At 62.2% G+C, this 19566-nt stretch carries 17 protein-coding genes and 1 pseudogene; 6 read left to right on the top strand and 12 right to left on the bottom strand.

Annotated elements, in window-relative coordinates:
- Position 1 precedes the first annotated feature (1 nt).
- Together ACVWVY_RS33285 and ACVWVY_RS33280 are read right to left on the bottom strand one after the other, a co-directional pair.
- Positions 2–421, bottom strand: coding sequence for a CopG family transcriptional regulator (locus ACVWVY_RS33285; protein WP_456630350.1), 420 nt, complete (start codon positions 419–421; stop codon positions 2–4).
- A gap of 153 nt (positions 422–574) precedes the next feature.
- On the bottom strand, positions 575–1957 hold the full coding sequence (locus ACVWVY_RS33280) for an ABC transporter substrate-binding protein (RefSeq protein WP_456630349.1): 1383 nt from the start codon (positions 1955–1957) through the stop codon (positions 575–577).
- A gap of 226 nt (positions 1958–2183) precedes the next feature.
- Between ACVWVY_RS33280 and ACVWVY_RS33275 the strand changes: the two genes are divergently transcribed.
- Positions 2184–4379 carry a PAS domain S-box protein gene (locus tag ACVWVY_RS33275; RefSeq protein WP_456630348.1) on the top strand — a complete coding sequence of 732 codons (2196 nt, stop codon included), beginning with the start codon at positions 2184–2186 and terminating at the stop codon, positions 4377–4379.
- Between the two features lie 138 nt (positions 4380–4517).
- The gene (locus ACVWVY_RS33270) at positions 4518–4724 is read left to right on the top strand and encodes a hypothetical protein (RefSeq protein ID WP_456630347.1); all 207 of its coding nucleotides are present in this window, start codon (positions 4518–4520) and stop codon (positions 4722–4724) included.
- 146 nt (positions 4725–4870) lie between these two features.
- On the opposite strand, the gene ACVWVY_RS33265 is transcribed toward ACVWVY_RS33270, so the two are convergent.
- The 6 genes and pseudogenes from ACVWVY_RS33265 to ACVWVY_RS33240 form a co-directional block, all read right to left on the bottom strand.
- Positions 4871–5497, bottom strand: coding sequence for a L,D-transpeptidase (locus ACVWVY_RS33265; protein WP_456630346.1), 627 nt, complete (start codon positions 5495–5497; stop codon positions 4871–4873).
- Between the two features lie 162 nt (positions 5498–5659).
- Positions 5660–6595, bottom strand: a pseudogene (locus ACVWVY_RS33260) (sensor histidine kinase); the annotation flags it as partial.
- A gap of 430 nt (positions 6596–7025) precedes the next feature.
- The gene (locus tag ACVWVY_RS33255) at positions 7026–7718 is read right to left on the bottom strand and encodes a winged helix-turn-helix domain-containing protein (protein WP_456630345.1); all 693 of its coding nucleotides are present in this window, start codon (positions 7716–7718) and stop codon (positions 7026–7028) included.
- 235 nt (positions 7719–7953) lie between these two features.
- The gene (locus ACVWVY_RS33250; RefSeq protein WP_456630344.1) at positions 7954–8451 is read right to left on the bottom strand and encodes a hypothetical protein; all 498 of its coding nucleotides are present in this window, start codon (positions 8449–8451) and stop codon (positions 7954–7956) included.
- Positions 8452–8686: 235 nt separating this feature from the next.
- Positions 8687–9712 carry a hypothetical protein gene (locus tag ACVWVY_RS33245; RefSeq protein WP_456630343.1) on the bottom strand — a complete coding sequence of 342 codons (1026 nt, stop codon included), beginning with the start codon at positions 9710–9712 and terminating at the stop codon, positions 8687–8689.
- 4 nt (positions 9713–9716) lie between these two features.
- Positions 9717–10937 carry a vanadium-dependent haloperoxidase gene (locus ACVWVY_RS33240; RefSeq protein ID WP_456630342.1) on the bottom strand — a complete coding sequence of 407 codons (1221 nt, stop codon included), beginning with the start codon at positions 10935–10937 and terminating at the stop codon, positions 9717–9719.
- An 872-nt stretch (positions 10938–11809) separates the two neighbouring features.
- Between ACVWVY_RS33240 and ACVWVY_RS33235 the strand changes: the two genes are divergently transcribed.
- From ACVWVY_RS33235 to ACVWVY_RS33220, 4 genes are all read left to right on the top strand, one after another.
- On the top strand, positions 11810–12265 hold the full coding sequence (locus tag ACVWVY_RS33235) for a GNAT family N-acetyltransferase (protein WP_456630341.1): 456 nt from the start codon (positions 11810–11812) through the stop codon (positions 12263–12265).
- A 214-nt stretch (positions 12266–12479) separates the two neighbouring features.
- On the top strand, positions 12480–12758 hold the full coding sequence (locus ACVWVY_RS33230; RefSeq protein WP_244608244.1) for a rhodanese-like domain-containing protein: 279 nt from the start codon (positions 12480–12482) through the stop codon (positions 12756–12758).
- 8 nt (positions 12759–12766) lie between these two features.
- Complete coding sequence (locus ACVWVY_RS33225) at positions 12767–13939, top strand: aminotransferase (protein WP_456630340.1); 1173 nt, start codon at positions 12767–12769, stop codon at positions 13937–13939.
- Positions 13940–13942: 3 nt separating this feature from the next.
- The gene (locus ACVWVY_RS33220) at positions 13943–15049 is read left to right on the top strand and encodes a polyamine ABC transporter substrate-binding protein (RefSeq protein ID WP_456630339.1); all 1107 of its coding nucleotides are present in this window, start codon (positions 13943–13945) and stop codon (positions 15047–15049) included.
- Positions 15050–15513: 464 nt separating this feature from the next.
- On the opposite strand, the gene ACVWVY_RS33215 is transcribed toward ACVWVY_RS33220, so the two are convergent.
- From ACVWVY_RS33215 to ACVWVY_RS33200, 4 genes are read right to left on the bottom strand one after another with little or no spacing between them, the layout of a single operon-like run.
- Entirely contained in the window at positions 15514–16449 is a 936-nt protein-coding gene (locus tag ACVWVY_RS33215; RefSeq protein ID WP_456630338.1) for a lipid A biosynthesis lauroyl acyltransferase, read from the bottom strand.
- A 15-nt stretch (positions 16450–16464) separates the two neighbouring features.
- Entirely contained in the window at positions 16465–17742 is a 1278-nt protein-coding gene (locus tag ACVWVY_RS33210; RefSeq protein WP_456630337.1) for a beta-ketoacyl-ACP synthase, read from the bottom strand.
- Positions 17743–17786: 44 nt separating this feature from the next.
- Positions 17787–18989 carry a beta-ketoacyl-ACP synthase gene (locus ACVWVY_RS33205; protein ID WP_456630336.1) on the bottom strand — a complete coding sequence of 401 codons (1203 nt, stop codon included), beginning with the start codon at positions 18987–18989 and terminating at the stop codon, positions 17787–17789.
- Positions 18982–19455, bottom strand: coding sequence for a 3-hydroxyacyl-ACP dehydratase FabZ family protein (locus ACVWVY_RS33200; RefSeq protein WP_456630335.1), 474 nt, complete (start codon positions 19453–19455; stop codon positions 18982–18984). Before ACVWVY_RS33200 ends, ACVWVY_RS33205 begins: the two co-directional genes overlap by 8 nt.
- Positions 19456–19566 lie beyond the last annotated feature (111 nt).

Genomic DNA, 19566 nt, shown 5'->3' with positions numbered 1-19566 from the left:
ATCACCGTGTCCTGTCGGCGAGGGCGGCCTTGACCGCCGGACTGGCATGCAACGCGCCCAGCACCGAGACGGAGGCGATGGTGGCGCGAGCAAGCTCCGGCGTGACGTCCTGGGAGATGCTGGCAAGGCCTAGCACATTGATGTGCAGCATCTCGCCGGCGCGCTGCACCGCTTCGAGATCCTCGCGGCTGTAGTTTCGCAGTCCGAGATCCAGACTTTTTCGGGCCGTTGACTGCTTTACGACGTCGGCGTGACGTTCGAGCTGGTTCCGGATCGCCGTGCGGATGAAATCGGTACGGTTCGAATAGAATCCTTCCTGAACCATGAGATCGACGTGACCAAGGTCGACATAACCAAGATTGATCGTGATTTTTTCTGTTTCAGGCAGCCTGGGTCGAAGTTCCCGCACGTTATCGGCCATTGTTGTCACCATCCATATACCATCTAATTGGATGGTATATGGATGTCTCTGGCGAGCGTGCAAGGGCCCGCCATCAGGAAGTGGGTTTTATTCCTCCCACCGCGGCCAAGGCGTTTTCCAGCGACGTGGAGCAGGGGCGGGGAAACGGCTCCGCTATCCGCGGATAGCCGCATTGGCCTTCTCGGCGGCGTTGGTCATCGCAATCTTCGCCGGTTTCGCCCCGGTGACCACTTCATTCACGCCGATCATGAAAGCGTCCAGGATCGGTCTCGATTGCGGATGGAAAAGGATCGCCTTGGCGCGGTCGACATCGGCATGCTGCAAATTGGTCAATGCCGCCTCCGCGGCTTGTGCGCCGAATGCCTTCTTGAAGCCTTCGCTCGACCAGGCCGACACGCGTGTCGTCGCCAGCCCCGCTGCGCCGGTCAGCAGCGAGGTCGGCTTGCTTGTCGCCCACAGAAGAAACAAGAAGGCCGCCCGCTTGTTTCGTGACTTGGAATTGATGCACGCTTGCCAGTGCGACATGAAGGGCACGGATGCGCGACCGGGCAGATGCGGAAAGGCAGCAAACATGGCGTGGCTGGCAACCTGGCTCTTCGATGGATTGGAAATGTCGGTTGCAAAGTTGCTGCTGTCGATCGCCATCGCCGTCCTGCGTTGAAGAAAGTCGTCCAGCACATGGTACCATTCGTAGCCGCTTACACCGCGAGATCCGGCTTGACTGAGCAGCCGGCCGTACATTTCGATGGCCGCGATGGCCTCGGGGCTCCCGAATGCGGCCTTGTTGTTGTCGATCATTGCCCCGCCATAGGAGAATAGGAAGCTCATGGCCGGCACGGACGAATTGCCGCTGGCTTGAGCCCGCATGGCGATGCCGGACATCTCGTCGGTCTTGATCGCGTTCGCGGTCACCAGCAGCTGTTCGAAAGTCTGGGGAACCTGAAGGTTTCTGGCGGCCAGCGCATCGCCATTGATGAACAAGGTCACCGCCTCTGATGTGATCGGGATGGCGTAGCGTTCGCCGTCCCGCCACAACGGAAAGGCCCGGGCCGTCTTGAGGATGTCGCTCTCGTCATACCAGCCGGTATCGGTCAGCGACTTGTCGGAATAATAGGCGTTCAGCGGCTCGAGCCATCCAGCCGCGATGCCCTGGCCATAGGTCGTGTACATGAAGACGTCGGGTGTGCTGCCGCCACGGTTGAGCTGGATCGCCAGCGCGCCCAGGTAGCTGGTCTCCAATCGAAAGTCGGTAACGACGCTGATACCGGTGAGCTTGGTGAAATCCCACAGAAGCGGAGTGATCGCGTTCGACCAGGGATGGATCGCGCCGGCGAGCGCGATCGTCTGCCCTTCAAATTGTTTCCAATCTATCGCAGCGTTGGCATAGCTCGCGGCGATATTCTCTGCGAACCCCCGCCGCGGCAGCATGGCGAGGGCCGGCAAGGCCACCCCCAATCCCTTGACGAAGCTGCGCCGGCTGGCCGTGCCTGCACGGCTCGGCGAATTTTCACTCTGCAACTTTCCATCTGGAGCCATGTGATTGCTCCTGCCGGCGGATCGGCTTTGGCCTTCAAAACACGCGGGGCGGGGCCTTGCCCGTGACGTTCGCGCCCCTTGCGTGTAATCTGCGCGGTAGAGCGTGCCGGTTCCCGTCTCACCCACGCGGACCGCGGCAATATTTTCATTATACTAGCAATGCGCTGCGTCGGCATCAGAAAACAATCGCTCACGCGAGCATCGAAGACTGGGAATACTTCGGCCCATGTCAGTCACTCTGAGCCAGTTCTCTCGGTGGTTTGCGCGTCCGCTCGCGCTGGTGATCGCAGCGCTTTTAACTGTGGTTGTCGCGACCGGGTTTCTCGGCCTCCGATATTGGCAGGAGCGACAGGCTGCAAACCTTGCGCACGAGCGCAGCCGCCAGGTGCTCGAGACGCTGGATCGGCTGAAAACGATCATCGCCGACGTGGAGGCCCAAAGGCGCGGCTATCTGCTGACGCTCGACCCGTCATATCTCAAGGCCTACGGGGTCTCCGACGAAAGCGTGCGGCGGGACGCGCAGGCGCTGCAGGCGCTGGTCTCTAGCGATCCATTGCAGAACCACCGTGCCGGACATCTGGCGCTGACCGTCGCAGCAAAGCTGCGCGAGGTCGATGATATCGTCAAAACTGCCCAAACCAGCTCCGGGCCGGCAGCGATGGCGATGATCCGCAGCCTGGACGAGATAAGATCGCAGATCGACCAGATGGTGGACCACGAGCGCTTTCTGCTCGTGGATCAGGAGAGGCGCGCCGAGGCGCTCGAACAACGCAAAGCCTGGCTGATTGCGACCGCGATCGTCATTGTCGCAGTGCTGGCAGGGATTGCGTTGGCGCTCGCACGGCTCGAGGCGATCCGGCGGCGTAAAGCGATCGCGGAGAACGTCACGCTCCAGGGCGATCTCCTGTCCCGCGACAAGAAGATCCGTCGCCTGGTCGACGCCAATATCGTCGGCATCATCATCTGGGAAGTCGAGGGCCGCATTCTTGAGGCCAATGACGAATTTCTCCGCATGGTGGGATACGACCGGGAGGATCTCACCGCGGGTCGCCTGCACCGGACAACGCTGACGCCGCCGGAATGGCGCGACCGCGACGCACGTACCGTGGCAGACCTCAAGCGGATCGGAACGGCTCAACCATTCGAGAAAGAGTACTTGCGGAAAGACGGAAGCCGCGTGCCGGTGCTGATCGGCGGGGCGATGTTCGAGGAAGGTGCAAGTCAAGGTGTTGGCTTTGTCCTCGATTTGACCGAGCGCAAGCGGGCGGTGGAGGCGCTGCGGCAGAGCGAGGAACGCTTTCGCACCCTCGTGCAGTTCTCCTTCGACGTGTATTGGGAGACCGACCCGCAACATCGCTTTATTCTACAGGAGTTCGCGGAGAGCCTTGCTGACGCTCCGGAGGTGGGCTCCGAGATCGGGAAGACGCGCTGGGAAGTGCCTTACGTGGAGCCCGACGAAGAGGCCTGGCGCAAGCACCGGGAGACGCTCGATGCCCGCCTGCCGTTCCGTGATTTTGAGCTCGCGCGGCCAGCGCCCGACGGGAGCAAGCGTTACGTGTCTGTCTCCGGGCTGCCGGTGTTTGACGAGACGGGGCGATTCGTCGGCTACCGCGGCGTCGGGCGGCACATCACCGAACGCCGGCGGGCCGAGGAAGCCTTGCACGCCATGCAGGCTGAACTCGCGCACGCCAATCGCGTCACCACGATGGGAGAGCTGTCGGCCTCGATCGCCCATGAGGTCAACCAGCCGATTGCCGCGACGGTTACCAACGCGCAGGCCGCCCTGCGCTGGCTGCGCGCCCAACCGCCCGATCTCGACGAGGTTCGCGCCTCCCTTAGCCGTATCGTCGAGGACGGCAACCGCGCCGGCAACGTCATCGGCGGCATCCGGGCCTTCATCAACAAGGTGCCGCCGCGGAAGGACCGGTTTGACCTCAACGAAGCCATCCTCGAAATGATCGGGCTGACCCGAAGCGAAATGCTCAAGCATGGCATCTCGCTGCAGACCGAGCTCGCGCCGGGATTGCCCAGGATGGAGGGGGATCGCACCCAGCTGCAGCAGGTGATCCTGAACCTGGTCGTCAATGCTATTGAAGCCATGGGCGGCATCGACGAGGGGATGCGCGAGTTCCGGATCAAGACCGAGAGGGCGGCAGCCGGCGGCGTACTCGTCACGGCTCGCGATTCCGGCCCGGGCCTGGACCCGGAGAATGTGGAGCGCGTTTTCACGGCCTTCTACACGACGAAGCCCAAGGGCATGGGTATGGGCCTCGCTATCTGCCGGTCGATGGTCGAGGCCCACGGGGGAAGGATGTGGGCGAGCGCGAATGAACCTCGGGGCGCTGTCTTTCAATTTACCCTGCCGCTGCAACGAGACGAGAGCATTCCAGCCCAGCACGTCCGGCCCAATTCAGCCGCGTGAGAGATCCGTTCCTGCTCTATGCTTGGGGCGCCCCGATACAGCGCAAGGCAGGGTCGTCAAGTGAGCCGCTTCACAAAGCTTGCGCGTGAAATGCGATAGACAGCTCCGGGAAAGCGGAACCTGATCGGGGAACAGCAGGTGGAACGCGAACTTTCAGCATTGGAAAAGCAAGCTGCCGACGCACTGCGCCGGGCAAGAAGGTTGCCTCTCGGTGCGGCCCGCAATGACTTGCGGCAGCTTGCCATGGGGCTTGTCTGGCTGCATCGGAACGGCATGGACGCGCTCATGAAACAGCGGCCGATGTCGCAGGTACCTGCGGACGACGCCGAGAGCGTCGGTCGCTAAAGTTGGTCGGCAGGCTCCAGAAGCCAACGTCACATTTTGTTCAAGAACTGCATGCAAGATAGAAACCTGATCGTCATGGCCGGATGTACGCCGTGGCTTTCCGGACCCCGGCTTCATGCCGGGGTTTTTTTGTGGCGCCTTTCTTGCTACGCACTCCGACCCGGCGGGAGGACGACGACGATCGCGCCTGGCTTCACCCGGTTCACGAGATCGATGACGTCTTCGTTGAGCATGCGGATGCAGCCGGACGAGATGGCCTGACCGATATATTCCGGCTGGTTGGTGCCGTGAATGCGGTACAGAGTATCCTTGTTGCCCTCGTAGAGGTAGAGCGCCCGCGCGCCGAGCGGATTGGCCGGACCTCCGGCAACGCGCTTCGGGTAGGGGCCGAGCCGCGCCTGGATCTCCGCCGTCGGAATCCAGTCGGGCCATTCGGCGACTTTGCCAACGGTCGCGACGCCGGACCAGGCCTGCGCCTCCTCGCCCACCGTCACGCCGTAGCGGACAGCCTTGCCTCCCGGCAGTACGTAATAGAGATATTTCGAATTGGTATCGACCAGGATCGTGCCCGGCTGCTCCCTGCGCGTGTAGTCGACAATATGCCGGCGATACGTCTCCGGAATGCTCGCCTGCGCATAAGGCGGGTGGGCGAGCAACTGCCGGTCCCTTGCGGTCAAACTGGCATTCGACGACGGCGCAAGCGTCGCTTGCATGCAGCCGCCGAGCAGCCCGGCCAATCCTATGAGTGAGAACGCTATTCCGGACTTCACCATTGCGAGTCCCCCCGAAGCGCTAGATGGGTTCATTTGCTGCTCAAATAGTGCAGAAAAAAAGGCATAAATGGAAAGAACCCGACAATAACGTGGTCCGCCCGAGCGGCTGAGCTTGGCTCGCAGGAGCCGGGTTGCGCCGTCGCGGGCGCCACCTATTCGCGGCTAACAGACTGGCGCGGAAAACCAGAGTTTGAGCTTGAGACCCGGCGAGTTATCGAGCATTTCGATCCGCGCGCCGTGAAGATGGGCGACGGCGGCGACCAGGCTGAGCCCCAGACCGTTTCCTGGCGTGTAGCGGCTGTGTTCGAGCCGGTAAAAGCGCTTGAAAACCTGCTGGTATTCGTGAGCTGGAATTCCAGGCCCGTCATCGGCGATCGAGATGACCGGCTTGCCATCGATGTTTTCGTTCGCGACCACGACTTGTCCTCCGGCGCGGCCATGCTTGATCGCATTGTCCACGAGATTGGCGATGGCATCAAAGATCAGGTCGCGATCGCCGGTCACTATCACCTCGCGATCGCCGACGACCTTGAGATGCGTGCCCACCTGTTCGGCCGCGGCATCGTACAGCTCCACAACCTCGCCGGCGATTTCCACCAGGTTCACGGTGCGGAACGCGCCCTTGCGTGCCTGGGTCTCGATTTGCGCAATGCGCGTGAGCGACGAGAATAGACGCAAAACGGCATCGAGGTCGGTGATCGTGTCGCCGATCAGCGCCTGATCGTCCGCGCTGGTGCGCCGGCCGTGATAGGCCTTCTCCAGCCGCCCGCGCATGCGCGTCAGCGGCGTCCGGAGGTCGTGCGCGACATTGTCGCTCACTTGCTTGACCTCTCCCATCAAGGTTTCGATGCGGTCCAGCATTAGGTTCAGGTTCTCCGCGACGCGATCCCATTCGTCATGGGTGCCGCGAAGCGGGATGCGCTGATCCAGGCCGCTCTGCATGATGGCCCGGCTGGTGGCGTTGATCGATTCAATCCGCCCCACGGTCCGGCGCGTCACGAGGATGCTCGCGACCCCCGCAAGCAAGAATATCAGTACAATGCCCGAGATCACGGCCGTCTTGATCTGGTCGGCAAAGCCGTCGAGCTCACTGATATCCGTTCCCACCAGCAGACGATCGCGGCTCGGAAATGTTCCAAGCATGGCCCGCAGCAGCGGCCGGTTTGCCGTATTGGGCAACGGCTCCGGCGCGCGAAACTCTATCCATCCATCGGGTGCCGTGGCCGTCGATGGCCATATCCTCAGATTGCCGGCGAGCGTGACCGAGGAAGGATCGGCCAGGATGTACACGTTGTTTGCAAAACTGCTGTCGGCGATGCGTTCCTGGATCAAGGCGATCAGCCCATCGCGCCCCGACCGCTCGTAGGCGCTCTTCAGGCTCAGATACTCGGTCACGATGGCGCGATCCGACCGGCTGCGCACATAGGAGGAGGTGGACAGGTAGACGTAACTGAAAATGGCCGACACGATCACGCCGAAGGTCCCGATCGCGATCAGCGCCAGCCTGAACGTCGATGACGTTAAGGTCTTAGCCAGGAGCACGGAGAGAGTACCCGACACCGCGAACCGTATGGATCAGCGGATAGGCCTGCTGGCCGTCGACCTTGCGACGGACGCGCCCGACATAGACGTCGATGATATTCGTGGAGGGATCGAAATGAAGGTCCCAGACGTGCTGCAGCAACATTGCCCTTGATACGACGCGACCTTCGTTGCGAACCAGATATTCAAGAAGCTGAAACTCCCGGGGAAAAAGCACAATATCCTTGCCACGCCGGCTGGCGGTCCGCGACACCAGGTCGAGTGCGAGATCGCCGACACGCAAGATGGTCTCCTTGACAATGGTGTCACTGCGTCGGCCAAGCGCCTCGACCCGCGCCAGGAGTTCGACGAACGAAAAAGGCTTGACCAGATAGTCATCGCCCCCGGCACGCAAGCCGCGCACCCGATCGTCGACTTCTCCGAGTGCGCTGACGATCAGGACGGGTGCGGCGATGCCATCATCACGGAACTGACGCATGACGGCGATGCCGTCGATATCAGGCAGCATGCGGTCGATCGTGATGACGGCATAGCCGCCGGTGGCGCCGCGACTCAGCGCTTCGTTGCCGCTGGTGGCCAAATCCACCTTGTAACCGCTGGTCGTGAGCGATTCCACGAGCTGGTCGGCGGTTTCCGGGTCATCCTCAACGACCAGAATACGCCGATGACCTCCCGTCATGGTCTTCCGTCTCCGAACGACTGCCCAGGCAGCTGGAGACTCGCTCATGTAGTCTGAAGGTTACGTGAACAAAGTGACGGTCGCCACCAACGGGGACCGGATCCCTTTTTCGGGAACACACGCTAGTGGCGACCATCACCATGTCTGGATCCTTGCGCACGGACGGCACGGACGCGCTGGGATCCGGACTCACCAGATCAATATGGCAGCGGCATTGCCTCAATCGCGATGCGCATCAGTAATAGCCGTAGTCGCCACAGATGTTCACCCATTGCGGTCCGTATGGTGTCCACGTCCTGCGCCAGCAACTGTCGTAGGCGGCGTAGGCGTAGGGCACACCAACACCAATGAACGCAAAGCGATGGTGGCGGTGATGGAAGAATCGGCCATGATGGGCAAACCCTGCATGCGCAAAACGCGGACCCGCGAAGCGGCTACCTGCGAACCCGACCCGGCTGCCTGCGAAGCCGACGCGGCTGCCTGCGAAACCCATGCCGCCGGCGCCCATGCCACCAAAATGCATTCCACCTCCACCGCCATGCATGCCGCCACCGCCACCCCCATGCATGCCACCACCGCCACCACCATGACCGCCACCACCATGACCGCCACCGCCACCGCCGCCACCGTGGCCGCCACCGCCACCGCCACCGCGAGCGAGCACAGGTGACGCAAGCGCAAGCGCCGCAATCATCGCACCCGCGGTGAGGCATTTAAGGAGCTTGTTGTTCATCCCAACCTCCGTGTCGAATGCAGCGACCGATACGGTCGCAAAAAGGAAGACGTCAGCAGACCCAAATGATCCAGTGATTTCAAATGAATAATGCGACAGTTTCTGACACGGAAGTTAGTTTCGCCGCTTCGCTGTACGAAGCATGCCGCCCGCACAGGCTGCGTTGCAGCAAGCAGCTTTGCTATGGCGGAATTATCTGACCAGGAGGTTCGATCCCGGATCAGTCGCGTGCCGTTCAATCCCGGTGTGCCGCTTCCCAATCTTTTGCAGCCTTCACCGTCTCTTCGAAAGCTGCGCCGCTTTCGAGCAGCGCGCGTTTGAGCGCGGGCTCGAGCGGCTGTTCGGCGCCGGTATCGTCGAGCGGCATCTTGTCCGCACGCACTGCCTTCATCAGCCGGGCAATCTCGCCTGCTGCGTGGGCCGGTGTGTGCATCAACACCAGCCGGCGCATCGGCATCGGATTGTTCGGCACGTGACAATTATCGCATTGCGCGTCGCGCATCCGCAGCGCCAGCGTCCTGTAGGTGAAGTCGAGCTCTGCCAGATAAGGATTTTCTTGCCGGAACAAGCCGTCGAAGAGCGTCACGCGCGGCTGGATGCGCTCGTCCTTGTCCATCCACATCCATTTGCCATCGAATTTGGGCCATATCGGATGCGTGGAGACAACAGGGCTGCCACTGCCCCGTTCGGTAAATTGCCCGATGACGATCTTCGCGGTCTTTGGATTGACCCAGAGCAGAACCGAATTCGCGGCCTGATAAACCCCCCACTTCGCCTCGTCGTGCCAGAACGGATACGGAAACTGCCCGGGAGGTAACAGGTTGCGGAAGCCTGCCCGCAGGCGGATCAGGTACAGTCGCTCGCGCTCGACATACTCGGTGCTGTACTCGCCGCTGTACATGAACAGCGAGAGATAGAGGCCGGCAAGTACATCGGGCGCAAACTGCGTGAGATTGGTGTTCTTGAGCGCTGCCCCAGCGTCCTGATTCCGGCGGCCCCACAGTAGCCTGGGTGCGAGGCTGCGCCGTAGCGCGGAGTTGCCGAACAAGCTGCGCCGGCATTGGTCGAAGGCTGCCTGGTCCGAGGGTAAAGCAGGCGGACAGACTTGCTGCAACTCGAGTGCGACCTCGGAGGCCATCTGCGCGATCTGGTCAGCAAGGTCGGGCAGATCGTCGTCGATGTCCGCGGCGTCCGTGGCAAGGAAGGTGGCGAGCAGCAGCGCGCCGCCGGTTACCAGGCGCCTTGAGATGGCGCCGAACATGGGCCTACGGCGCCGGCTTCAGGTAATTTGTCACGAGATGGTTGGCGACCTTGCGACCCATCGCGTCTCCGACCTCGAGCGAATTGCGGAAATGAATACCGCCCCAGATGCGTACCTCTTCGTGCTCCTGGGCCATCTGCGCAAAGCTGGTGAATTGGCGTGAAAGGCGTGCGTCGGAAGTATCGGTCGCGATGAATCCTTCCGTCCCGCTGCCGAAAACGGCTTCCAGAACGCCTCGCGCCGCACCCGCGTTGATCCCCGCCTGCGACGGGTATTCCGGATGCATCGGCGTGGTGTTCAGAGGCTGCCAGCCTGCGTCCCGTTCGGTCGCTTCGTTGCCATCCTGGTCGCCGTTGCGGATCGCGGTGATCGGCCGCCAAAAATTGTATTGGAACTTGGCGTCCCAATCGACAACGTAGCAATTGGCGAGAGCCATGGACATCAGTGCGAATACGCGCGCGCTTTCTGCCATGGTGAGTCCGTGACGAGCGGAAGCCTGCCTGGCGGCCTGGAACCATGAGGGCGCAAGGTTGGCCTGTGTCCAGAAGCGCACAGCGTCGGACTGCGCGTCGGCCCGCTTCGTGCTTTTCGCTCCGCCCATTTCCTTGGTTTCGTTGTAATCGCGCGCGTAAACAGCGCTGTTGAGGGCCGGGGGCGGAGCCGGTCGGAACTGACTCGCGCTTTCCATGCCCCACGGCTTGGCCGTCGCATATTGGGGAAAGAGCGGCGGTGTAGTCGGCACCCATACGCCAGGCGTCGTGAGCGGCCGGTATGTGTCGGGCGTGTTTGTCGCGTCGTTCTGACGTTCGGCGAAAATCGCGCCCGCAACTTTTTCGCCTAAATCAATACCCGCTGCCCGTGCGGGGTTGTCCGGAATGGTTTTCATCGTCTCCGCGTAGGCCGCATCGATCCGCTCCTTCTGACCGGGATACTGACGCGTGAGAATTTCGCGGGCAGCCGCCGCTGCCGCGGCCTCGGCCGAGGCGTTCGGATCAGTTGGAAGCTCCGGCATGTAACGCGAATATCGGTTCTGCACCGAGTTGACCGCGTCGGACATGGACACGTTCACCAAGGCCATGCTGCGCGTCCACGGATTGCCGACCACGTTGATCGCCTTCATGACGTCCATTGCGGTGTTGTTCCAGTCGGCGATGACGTCCGCGCGGACCGGTGTATTGGCTGAAATCAGGGCCAGGCCGACGATTGCTACTTTCAACACGTTCATCGTTGCCTCCTTCGAAAAGTTATTTTCGAAATGAAATGCCAATGTGGTGTGACCGTACCTCCCTAATCATCTTGTCGTGCGCGCAGCCGCGTCCGCGCCCGTCACGCGAAAGCGTCGCCCAACTACTAAGAGTCCATTATAAATTTAGCCAAGCAGGCCGATTGCGGCAGCATGGGCGAACGTCGAACCTATCGCTCAGGCGTGTCCGTTTTCGAAGCTGCCATCGCGGACCAGCGCTCGTCAAAACTCGCAGTTGGGATCTCGTCCGCGGCAACCGTGAGGCCCTTCGACATAGTCGTGCCGTCGGGGACGACAATACCCTCGGGCGAGTGCGACCTCATAGTAGCGGCGGTTGCGGCAACAGCGAGCAAAGCGACAGCCACGAACCCGGTAATCGTTCGATGCCTCGTCATCAGAACCCTCCTGTGGTCCCGAACGCCCCTTAGCGTGGGTCACGGGAACTTCGCGAAGGTTCAACACAGCAACGCGACAAGTATGGATCGCGTGAAGCAATAGACGGACAAGGTAGCTGTCTCAAATTCAAATCGCTGCTCAGGCTGGGCCCAGGGCGTGAACTCATAAAATTCAGAGTGGTCGACCACCTTACGCGTTGGTGCGCATTCCGGACTGATGTCGTTCTCGCCGCCGTCCACCGGGGCCAGGAACAAGTCCCTGACCTGTGTCTTCGGGACGGTGTCGGTTTCAACCACCACAATGTTCGATCGCGGCTTGATTGACGTAAAATAGTCGGCGGCCTCCTTGAGTTCCTGACCGGTGACAGCTTTGGAGGTCTTGAACCGCGCCGGCGCTGACGTAGACTCGGACGTAAGCTCCCCGCTGAGCGGCAGTAGTCCTGTGGGAGCACGCGATGGATGACGATGGGTACCATTCACCGTCCGGCGATGCGCAAGGACGCGAGCCGTCTCTACGACATTCGACGGCGATCGATCCTTGAACTCGCGCCTCCAACGATGCCCAAGGCCGAAGCGCAAGCGTGGGCGACGCAGCTCACGCTCTCCGGAATGGAGCGAAAGCTGCGTGAGCTGGAAGTGTGGGTTGCCGAGCTGGACGGCGTCGTCGTCGGATGGGGGGCTATTCGAGGCGACACGCTGGAGGGCTTGTATGTGGCAGCCGAATTTGCCGGACAGGGCATGGGCGCCGGATTGCTCGGTATGCTCGAAGGATTGATGCGCGACCGCGAGTTCCCCTCGGTGCGTCTTGAGGCAAGCTCAAACGCCCGCGGCTTTTACCTTCGTCGCGGCTACCGGGCGGCCGGGCCGCAAACGCCGCAAGGCGCCTGGCCCATGGTGAAAGAACATCTCGCCTGAAAACAGCGGCGGGAGGAGAATAATTGCGTGGGTGGCGGCGCGGCTTTGGCGGTCGTTTAAACCGTTTACGGCGCTTGATTTTCACCCCGCGAGGGGCGACTTTGGCGCCCGCTTGGCCGGGGCTGATCTGAGCCCTTGCGGCGGGTTGTCAGGAGGATATTGCGTGGCGGACCATCAGGTGCACGATTTGACCCCGGAAGACGTTTCCAAGGGGATGGCGGAAGGCCGCTATCTTCTGGTCGATGTTCGCGAACCCAACGAGGTCGCGGTGGAAGCCTATCCGGACGGTGTGGTCGTTCCTCTCCAGACCTTCGATCCGGCGGCCATTCCGGACCCGCAGGGAAAGCAGGTGGTTTTCGCCTGTCGTTCGGGCAAGCGCTCGGTGACGGCTTCGCTGGCGGCCCAGGCGGCGGGCCTTCCCTATGACAAGCATCTTGCCGGTGGCATCATCGGCTGGAAGGCAGCGGGTTTGCCGACCAGAACCGGCGGCTGATTTCCACCATGACATCCATGAATAAGGTCTTTGCCGACCTTCCGGTCACCGTGTTCGAGGCGATGTCGCAGGCCGCCCGCGACAACAACGCCATCAATCTCGGCCAGGGTTTTCCCGACGATCCCGGGCCCGAGGACATCCGCCGCGCCGCGGCCGACGCGACCGTGAACGGCTATAACCAATACCCGTCGATGATGGGCATTCCCGAACTGCGGCAGGCGATCGCAGCCCATTACGGCCGCTGGCACAAGCTCACCCTCGATCCGATGACGGAAGTGATGGTGACCTCGGGCGGCACCGAGGCGCTGACGTCGTCCATCCTCGCCGTCGTCGAACCCGGCGACGAGGTCGTCTGCTTCCAGCCGGTCTATGACAGCTATTTGCCGATCATCCGTCAGGCCGGCGGCATTCCGCGCCTGTTGCGGCTCGAGCCACCAGACTGGCGGCTGACGGAAGAGATGCTGACGAGCGTCTTCAATCCCAAGACCAAGGCGGTGCTGTTCAACAATCCGCTCAATCCGGCTGCGGTGGTCTATCCTCGCGAGGATCTCGAATTGCTGGCGCGGTTCTGCCAGCAGTTCGACACGATCGCCATTTGTGACGAAGTCTGGGAGCACGTCATCTTCGACGGCCGCGAGCACATTCCGCTGATCACGATTCCAGGCATGCGCGACCGCACCATCAAGGTCGGCAGCGCCGGCAAAATCTTTTCGCTGACCGGATGGAAGATCGGCTTCGTCTGCGCCGCGCCGCCGCTGCTGAGGGTAGCGGCCAAGGTGCACCAGTTCCTGACCTTCACGACAGCGCCGAACCTGCAGGCAGCCGTCGCCTATGGCCTCGGCAAGCCTGATGAATATTTTTACGACATGCGCAAGGAACTGGCGCGGAGCAGGGACCGTTTGACGAAGGGATTGGAGAGCATCGGCTTTCCCGTGCTGAAATCGCAGGGCACGTATTTTCTCACCGTCGACCTCTCGCCGCTCGGACTCAATGAAACCGACGTCGAGTTCTGCAAGCGCATCGTGACCGATTATAAAGTCGCCGCGATCCCGGTATCGGCGTTCTACGAGCAGGATGCGGTGACCTCGGTGGTGCGGTTCTGTTTTTCCAAGAAAGACGAAACGCTGGATACCGCGCTGGAGCGCCTGTCGGACGCGGTGCACGGCCGTCGCAAGAGGTAGCAGATGCGCGATTCAATCCGAGGCTCGCTTTGCCTGATCGGTGCGATGACGGCCGCGCTGTCGCTCTCGCCCGCGCAGGCCGAGGAGCGCACCGTGAACTTCTACAACTGGTCGAACTATATGGCCCCGGGTGTGCTGGAAGACTTCACCAGGGAAACCGGCATCAAGGTGGTCTACGACACGTTCGACGCCAACGAGACGCTGGAGACGCGGCTCCTGGCGGGCAAGTCGGGCTACGACGTCGTGGTGCCAACCGGCTATTTCCTGCAGCGCCAGATCACGGCAAAAGTCTTTATCAAGCTCGACAAGTCGAAGCTGCCGAACCTCGTCAACGCCTGGCCTGTCGTGACCGGTCAGCTCGCCACCTATGATCCCGGCAACGATTACGCCGCCAACTATATGTGGGGCACCACGGGCATCGGCTACAACGTCAAGACGGCGCAGAAAATCCTCGGGCCGGACGCCAAAATCGATAGCTGGGACATCGTCTTCAAGCCGGACAATCTCGCAAAATTTAAAGACTGCGGTATACATATGCTGGACTCCGCCGACGACATTCTGCCGGCGGCGCTCAGCTATCTCGGGATCGATCCGAATTCGACCAGGCAGGCCGATCTGGAAAAGGCCGCCGAGCTCGTCAGCAAGATCAGGCCCAATGTGCGCAAGTTTCATTCCTCGGAATATCTGGGCGCGCTGGCTTCAGGCGAAATCTGCTTCGTGGTGGGATGGTCGGGCGACGTGATGCAGGCGCGCAGCCGCGCGGCGGAAGCCAGGAACGGCATCGAGATCGGCTACACCATCCCCAAAGAGGGCGCGCAGATGTTCTTCGACAATCTCGCGATCCCCGCGGATGCGAAGAATGTCGCGGAGGCCTATGAGTTGATCAACTATCTCTACCGCCCGGACGTCGCGGCGAAAAATTCGGACTTCCTGTCCTACGCCAACGGCAATCTGGCAAGCCAGAAGCTGGTCCATCCGAAGATCCTCAACGACAGGAATATCTATCCGGACGAGGCGATGCAGAAAAAGCTGTTCGTCATCCAGGCCCGCGACCCCGCCACCCAGCGCGTCATCAACCGGCTCTGGACCAAGGTGAAGACGGGGAAGTGACGGCTGCGTTTGCGTGGGATCCTTCCGTCATTGCGAGGCGCGAAGCGACGAAGCAATCCATCTCGCAACAAGCGGAAGGATGGATTGCTTCGCTTCGCTCGCAATGACGAATCTGCAACCCGCATGAGCGCAGCGATATCCGGGGCCGGTCCCGTAAAATCCCGGATATCGCTGCGCTTATCCGGGCTACGCTCGCTCCCGACAAACTTCTGTTGCCGGAACCTGAGCGAGCACCTATAGCTCTCGCCGGGAGCATCACATGACCAACATCCTCACGTTCTTTTCAACGCGCACGCTGCTGCAGATTGTCTTCATCCTGGGATCGGCCGTGGCGCTGAAGGCCTGGAGCCTCGGCCTGTTATTCGGATAGTCGGCACCTGTAGCCGGATGAGCGCAGCGATATCCGGTGCCGGGTTAGCAAAATCCCGGATATCGCTTCGCTCATCCAGGCTGCGCTCGTGACGCTACCGCCACCGCCTGTGCAGCCACAGCCACTGGTCCGGATACTCCCGCACCCAGCCTTCGACCACTGACGTCACCGCCTGCATCGTGCCCTGGATGTCGATCTGGCCGGAGGCATCGCGCACCGGCTTGACCTCTTCGGACAGTTCGGCGCGGAAGCGGTGGTTGGGCAGGCGGATGATGCGCACGCCGTGCACGGGGCATTCGACCTGCCGGAGCAGCCGCGCCAATGTCGGATTGGCCTTGGTCTTGCGGCCGAAGAACGTCACCTCGACGCCGTTGCCCATGTACTGATCGACCAGCATCGCGACGTGCTGGCCTCTTTGCAGGGCCTCCGCAAGCTTGAGCGGCGCCTCGCGGCCGGCCGGCACCAGCGTGCCCATCTTGACGGCGCGGATCCGTTCGATGGCGCGGTCGGCGGACTCGATGTTGGGGCGGCGGAACAGGATCGCGCAATCCAGCCCATGGGCGACCGCGCCGAGCGCCGGGATCTCCCAATTGCCGAGATGGCTCGCGAAGATGATCGCCGGCTTGCCGTCGTCGCGCAGGGCATCGAAAATCTGCTTGGTCCGCGCGCCGAACTCGACGCGGCTAGGTTTGTCCGGATGATCGACGTCGTAGTCCCAGATATGGTCGAGATGGGCGAACTCGGCGCCGATGCGGCCGAGATTGTCCCAGACGCCGGCCAGAATGGTTTCGATCTCTTCCGGCGATTTCTCGGGGAAAGCTGCCGTGAGATTCTCGCGCCCGATACGGTCCTCGCGCAGCCGGCGTCCGATGAAGCGGGTGGCGCGGCCGAAGAAATTCGCGGTCTTGTCCGGATCGAAATAGCGCGTGGTGCGCAACAGCGCGATCGTTAGCGCGCCGACAGCGGCTTCCGCCACAGGCTTGGCGGCGTCGCGTAAGCGCGCCTTGGTGCGTAGGAGCAGGCGGTTCATGTTTAAGAAGCTGGCTTACACCGGTTCGCGTGTCAGGATCAGCGAGGCGTTTTGTCCGCCGAAGCCGAACGAGTTCGACATCACGGCGGTCACCTTGGCGTCGCGCGCGGTGTTGCCGACCACGTCGAACAGGATCGCCGGATCCGGAATCTCGTAATTGATGGTCGGCGGAATCCGCTGATGCTCCAGCGTCAGCAGCGAGAACACGGCTTCCACCGCGCCGGCAGCGGAGATCGTATGCCCGACCATCGACTTGTTCGACGACACCGGAATCTTCGGCAGATGATCGCCGAACACGACCGCTGTCGTGTTGTACTCCATCTTGTCGTTTTCCGGCGTCGCGGTGCCGTGTGCGTTGATGTGATCGATCTGTTCGGGTTCGAGGCCGGCGTCCGCCAGCGTCTTGCGCATGCAGCCGATGATCGGCTTGCCGTCCGGACTGGAGCGGGTACGGTGGAACGAGTCGGTCAGCTCGCCGCAGCCGGCGACCACGCCGAGGATCTTCGCGCCGCGGGCGGTTGCCGATTCATAGCTTTCCAGCACCATCGCGCCGGCGCCTTCCGCCATCACAAAACCGTCGCGGTTCTTCGAGAACGGCTTTGAGGCGGCCTGCGGCGGATCGTTTTGTGTCGACAAGGCCGACAGCAGGGAGAACCGCACCAGCGCTTCCGGGTTGACCGAGCCGTCGGTCCCCACGCAAAGCGCCGCATCCGCGTCGCCGCGGCGGATCGCCTCGACACCAAGCTGGATCGCGGTCGCGCCGGAGGCGCAGGCCGTGGAAAGCGAGATCGGCGAGCCCTTGGTACCGAAGGCTTCGGCCAGATGGCTCGCCACCGAGCCGAACATAAAACGGTGATGGTAGGAGGCGAACCGGCCGCCGCCGCTGGCGCGCAGCATATCCTCGTAGCCGAATTCGGTCTTTCCGATCGCGCGCCCAAGCTCGAGCCGCTGCGGCCATTCCACTTCGACCGGCGCCACCGCCAGAAAGAGCGGTCCGGGAAAATCGGCCTTGGCGCCGACCCCGGCCTGCTCGAGTGCTTCCTCGGTGGCCATTTCGGCCAGCCGCTCGGTCAATCCCGTCGAGCTGACGGGATCGACGCTGACGAAATCGACCGTGCCCGCCATGGTGGATTTCAGCCCGTCGATCGGGAAGCGGGTCACGGTGCGGATGCCGGATTCGCCCGCGATCAGCTTGCGCCAATTGTCCTGCTTGCCGGCGCCGAGCGACGTGACCACGCCCATGCCGGTGACGACGACGATCGGCCTGCCAAATTTATCTGATGGTGCTGACATGGTTCCCCCGATGTGCGCCGTAACTGAATACGCTCTCGCGCCGATTACTTGACGGCCTCGACCAGGGCCATGCCTTCGCCCTGCCAGTGGCCGGCCCCCACCACCACAATCTGGTCCGGGCTGCCTGCCTTTTCAACCTCGAGTCCGGTCGGATCGTTGGGCGGAAACAGCGCGCCGCGGGAGAGCGAAAGGGCGGCCAGCGCCAGCCCCAGCGGAAACTGGGTCTCCAGCGTGTGGCCGAACATCGTTCCGGTGGCGCGCACCGCAAATCCGGGGTTCTGGCGCAAGAACGCCTTTTCTTCCGAAGTCACCGGCTCGACGCCGGTCGCGCCGGTGATCAGTTGGCCGCTATCGCCGGCGACGCCGAGTTTCGGCCATATCGCTTCCAGCGATCTGGTCACCGCGCCCGGCTGCTTGCGCTGCGCGAGATCGGCGACCACCTTGGTCAGCTTCGCGTAGGGTTTGGCGCCACGCGCTTCGGCGTGCTCACGCGATTCCAGCACCAGGAAACATCCGGCGGAGCCGAGCGCAAAGCCGCTGTGGCCCTCGCGCTGCCAGACCGGCGCATATTTCTCTTTCAGATTGAAGTCGCCGAATTCGTAGAGGACGAGCAGATCGGAGCGCTCGCCATTATGGGCGGCGCCGACCAGCGCGATCTCGCTCTGCCCGGATTCGATGCGGGCCAGGGCAATCCGCGCCGCGTCGATACTGGCTGCTTCCTCGCCCATGAAGGTGCGCGACGTGCCGCACACGCCATGGACGATGGCGATGTTGCCGGCGAGCAGGTTGGAGAGCTGCGCCAGGAACAGCGTCGGCCGCAGATCGTTCATCAGCCGTTCATTGAGAAAGGCGGGGCTGGAATTGCCCTTGGCGTCGGCGGTCATGATGGCGAGATCGACCGCGAGGTCGCGCTCGCCGCCGCCGGCGGCCACGATCATGTCCATCCGGCCGAGAATTTCCTTGTCGCCCTTCACGCCGGCCGAATCCAGCGCGAGCCCCGCGGCATAGGTGCCGATGCGCTGCCAGGCTTCCATCTGACGCTGGTCGCCCTTTTTCGGGATCTGGGCGTCGAAGGAAACGGGCGCGAGCGGATGCACGATGTAGGGCGCAAACCGCTTGTCGTCGACGTTGATCGTTTTGGCGTTCAGTGCATCCCAATGCGCGTCCAGCCCCTCGCCGAGCGAGGAGACGATGCCGATGCCGGTGATCCAGACTTCCTTGGCGCCTGCGGACTTCTGCTCAGTCATGCGTTATCGCCTGCAGTGGGAAGCCGATCTCGTTGGCCTTCGCGTCCATGTGCACGCGCAGGGCCGGGTCGGGGAAGGGGGTAAGGCCGAAGGTCAATTCAGCGCTGCATTTCAGTTCCTTGCCGACGCGTCCCTTGACCTTGGTGACGGCAAAGCCGGAACCTTCGTGCTCGAGCTTCGCCTCGATCGTCAGCAACTGACCGGGACTGACGAAACCCCGCATCTTGGCTTCCTTCACGATGGCCAGGAACGGCATGCGCTCGAACTTCAGGACGCCGAGAATCAGCCAGCCGGAGCTCTGCGCCATCGCTTCGGTCAGCAGCACGCCGGGCATGATCGGGAAACCCGGGAAATGCCCCTCGAAGATGGTATGCGTGGTCGGAACCTGGGCCTCGACCGTGATCGTCTTGGCGTCGAGATTGAGGTCGACGATGCGGTCGATCAGCTGAAAGTAATCAAGGTTCATGGCGGGCGACTAAAGCGTTTTCCAGCGAAGTGGAGGCCGGTTCGCGTCAAGAAAACGCGTCAAACCAAGAATCTAGAGCCCCGTTCCGATTTGATCGGAACGGAAATGGCT

Source organism: Bradyrhizobium sp. URHC0002 (assembly GCF_054059515.1).
This window is presented reverse-complemented; position numbering and strand designations above follow the sequence as displayed.